This is a genomic window from Neobacillus jeddahensis, assembly GCF_000612625.1.
Lineage (GTDB): Bacteria > Bacillota > Bacilli > Bacillales > Cytobacillaceae > Neobacillus > Neobacillus jeddahensis.
The window spans coordinates 1-3,137 of sequence record NZ_CCAS010000115.1 but is presented as its reverse complement, the minus strand read 5'-3'; the positions used below and the strand labels follow the sequence as shown (position 1 = coordinate 3,137).

The following is a 3,137-nucleotide window of genomic DNA, read 5'->3' as shown; positions in this document are numbered from 1 at the left end:
TAAACACTCACTCTATATCAGTCTAAAAACAAAAGAATTTATCAAAATACTTCGGTTACATGAAAATGAACCTCTGCTATAATGTGACTAATTAATTTCACATTATTTCGGAGGTTTTTATGATTCCTCATGATTTTGGAATGGACCTAGCAGCTTATCAGAAGCGCGGAAAGACTATTGAAACTCCAAGAATTTATGAATGTATTGATTGCGGGGGAAAGGGTCTTCTGCATCGACATGGATTTTATCCGAAGTATGCCATTACGGAGGATGAATCGACTCAAATCTTGATTTGTAGATTGAAATGCAGGCACTGTAATAATGCATTTTCCGTAATACCTGATTTCCTCATCCCTAATTTTCAGCATACACTATCCACCGTTATTAACCGATTAAAAGAATTCATTGAGTTTAGGCGGACAAAAGGAAGCCGACAACTACTTGCATTTTACTTGAAGAGATTCATGAAAAATATAAATTGGATACATAGTTTTTTTGTTTTTCTGGGGAAAAGATCGGGGATTCCAAAGGATGAAAAAGAAAGAGCCACAAAATATTTGAAAATGATCCGAGATTTTGGCGAATCCACCTTCTTGCGAAGGTCAAAGGGTCATTTATCTTCATACTTTATGGCAAATTAATTCTATCACATTTAGAACTAGAAAAAAATATCGGCCATCCCACATACTTTTTGCGTCGTCAAAAAAACGCGAAAAAAGTAGAATACAAGTATGGATGGCCGGCCGTCCTTCTTAATTGGAGAAGGAGGAACATACCATGGATGAACAAACACGTGAAAAAATAGCATTATTTCGATTTGGATTGATTGCCCCGCTGATAAATGAACAAGTAAAGGTTAGAGACTATTTGGCGGAGATGGGAAGTAGGGTTCATTTGGTTCCTTATTATGGGGAAAGAAAAATCGCAGCGAAAACTATACAGGAGTGGCATCTGCATTATCGCAGAAATGGATTCGAGGCATTGAAACCAAAAAAGCGCTCTGATCGAGGAGATTCAAGAAGGCTCAGTCCGGATGAACGCGACCATATTCTAGAAATACGAAAAAAATCCCTCCATATGCCTGTCAGTGTTTTCTACGAACAACTGGTAAAGGACGGAGAGATTTCAAAAAATGAAATATCGTATTCTACTATAAACCGCTTGGTGAAAAAACACAACCTCATAGGAAAATATTTAGATCCAGGTCCTGAGCGAAAAAGATTCGCCCATGATCGTGTCAATGTATTATGGCAGGGAGATCTGTCCCACGGCCCTTACGTGCCAATTAACGGGAAGATGAAAAAGACCTTTCTTATCGCCTATATAGATGACTGCTCGAGAATTATCCCGTATGCACAGTTTTTCTCGTCAGAGAAATTCGATGGTCTCCGTATAGTCACTAAGGAAGCCTTCATTCGGAGAGGAAAGCCCACCACCCTTTATGCCGACAACGGGAAAATTTATAGGTCAGAAACCCTGCAATATGCTTGTGCCCAGTTAGGGATTACGGTTACTCACACTGCTCCGTTCGATCCTAAAAGTAAAGGAAAAATTGAAAGGTTCTTTAAAACTGTGCAAACAAGATTTTATCCTCTGTTAGATAAAACACCAGCCCAGTCCTTAGAGGAACTGAATGAACGGTTTTGGCAGTGGCTTGAGGAAGAATATCATCGCAGGAAGCATGCCTCTTTAAATGGGAAGACTCCACATGAGGTCTTTCATTCGCAACTGGATCAGGTGAAATTTCTAGAGGATATTTCCATATTGGATACCATCTTCCTGAAACGTGAACAGAGAAAAGTAAAGGCAGACGGGACAATAACACTTAATAAACAGCTATATGAAGTCCCTCCTCGTTTTATCGGCAAGTCTATTGATATACGTCTGGATGAACAGGATGTATTTGTCTATGAAGATGGAAAAGAAGTAGCGAAATTAAAACCTGTCAATATGACGGATAACGCCCATGTAAAACGCAACCGGTCGCCGTTTTCTATTCTAGAGAGCAAGGAGGACAATACTCGTGTATAAGTCGTATTATTCCCTTGCATATGAGCCTTTTTCCAAAGGACTGAAAGTCACTGATTCTTTTGCGTCCCATTCCTATCAGGAAGCCCTATCGGGCTTAGATTACCTAAAGAGAACTAAAGGAATTGGATTGATTATAGGAGAACCTGGCGCTGGAAAAACCTTTACCTTGAGGACATTTAAAGAATCATTGAATCCATCCTTATATCAAGTGATTTACTTCCCACTTTCAACCGGTGGAGTCATGGATTTTTACCGTGGATTGGCATACGGTTTAGGAGAGGAACCGAAGTTCAGAAAGGTAGATTTATTTCGCCAGATTCAAGACGGCATTGAGCGTCTTTATCGGGAAAGGAAAATTACCCCGGTATTTATTCTGGATGAAATGCATATGGCAAAAGATGCCTTTCTCCAGGATTTAGCTATCCTTTTCAACTTTCAGATGGACTCTACCAATCCATTTATTCTTGTTTTAGCTGGCCTGCCACATTTGCGTGCACGATTAAGTTTGAACCAAAACAGGCCCTTGGCTCAACGTATAACGATGCGTTATCAAATGACTGCATTCGATAAGGAAGAAGTGTTCCGATATGTGGAACATCATCTTAAGATTGCCGGTTCCAAAATGCCGATTTTCACCGAATCAGCATTAGAGGCGATAGCGTTACAATCACAAGGATGGCCTCGGGTAATAAATAAATTGACGACAAATTGCCTTTTATTTGGCTTTCAAATGAAAAAGGAACAAATTGATGAGGAGATTGTCCGACTGGCTGCCGAGGAATCAGTGTTATGATGAGGAGAGGGATATTGGTTTTTGATCATGTCAATGAGGTCTGGAAGGTTTGGATTGGGCAAAATGCTTACGGAGTTGAACAGGGACATACAATTGAACTTAGAATAAAAAACCAATACTATCAGGCTTATGTGGAAAAGGACTTTGACTGGTTCGTTACTTTGGATAAGGAAGTGAGCTTCAGCCTGAGGTCATATGAGATCTATAAGGTCAAAATCTTTATGCCATATTTTCAATTATTCGAAGCCCCTTTCTAAGGGGTTTTGTTTTAAATAGGAATCCTGAAATAATTTGAAAATTAATCTGAAGTAAT

4 protein-coding genes are annotated in these 3,137 nt (G+C 39.4%); all 4 read left to right on the top strand.

The window, feature by feature from the left end; translation table 11 throughout:
- Positions 1 to 119: 119 nt before the first annotated feature.
- The 4 genes from TY15_RS25420 (at position 120) to TY15_RS22700 (ending at position 3,081) form a co-directional block, all read left to right on the top strand.
- Complete coding sequence (locus TY15_RS25420) at positions 120 to 641, top strand: DUF6431 domain-containing protein (RefSeq protein ID WP_040203128.1); 522 nt, start codon at positions 120 to 122, stop codon at positions 639 to 641.
- Positions 642 to 777: 136 nt separating this feature from the next.
- Positions 778 to 2,031, top strand: coding sequence for a DDE-type integrase/transposase/recombinase (locus tag TY15_RS22710; protein ID WP_040203126.1), 1,254 nt, complete (start codon positions 778 to 780; stop codon positions 2,029 to 2,031).
- Positions 2,024 to 2,824 (top strand): ExeA family protein, encoded by an 801-nt coding sequence (locus TY15_RS22705; protein WP_042375693.1) that lies wholly within the window; start codon positions 2,024 to 2,026, stop codon positions 2,822 to 2,824. The genes TY15_RS22710 and TY15_RS22705 overlap by 8 nt, the downstream gene beginning before the upstream one ends.
- A 14-nt stretch (positions 2,825 to 2,838) precedes the next feature.
- Positions 2,839 to 3,081 carry a DUF5348 domain-containing protein gene (locus tag TY15_RS22700; protein ID WP_040204019.1) on the top strand — a complete coding sequence of 81 codons (243 nt, stop codon included), beginning with the start codon at positions 2,839 to 2,841 and terminating at the stop codon, positions 3,079 to 3,081.
- The last annotated feature ends 56 nt before the right edge of the window (positions 3,082 to 3,137 follow it).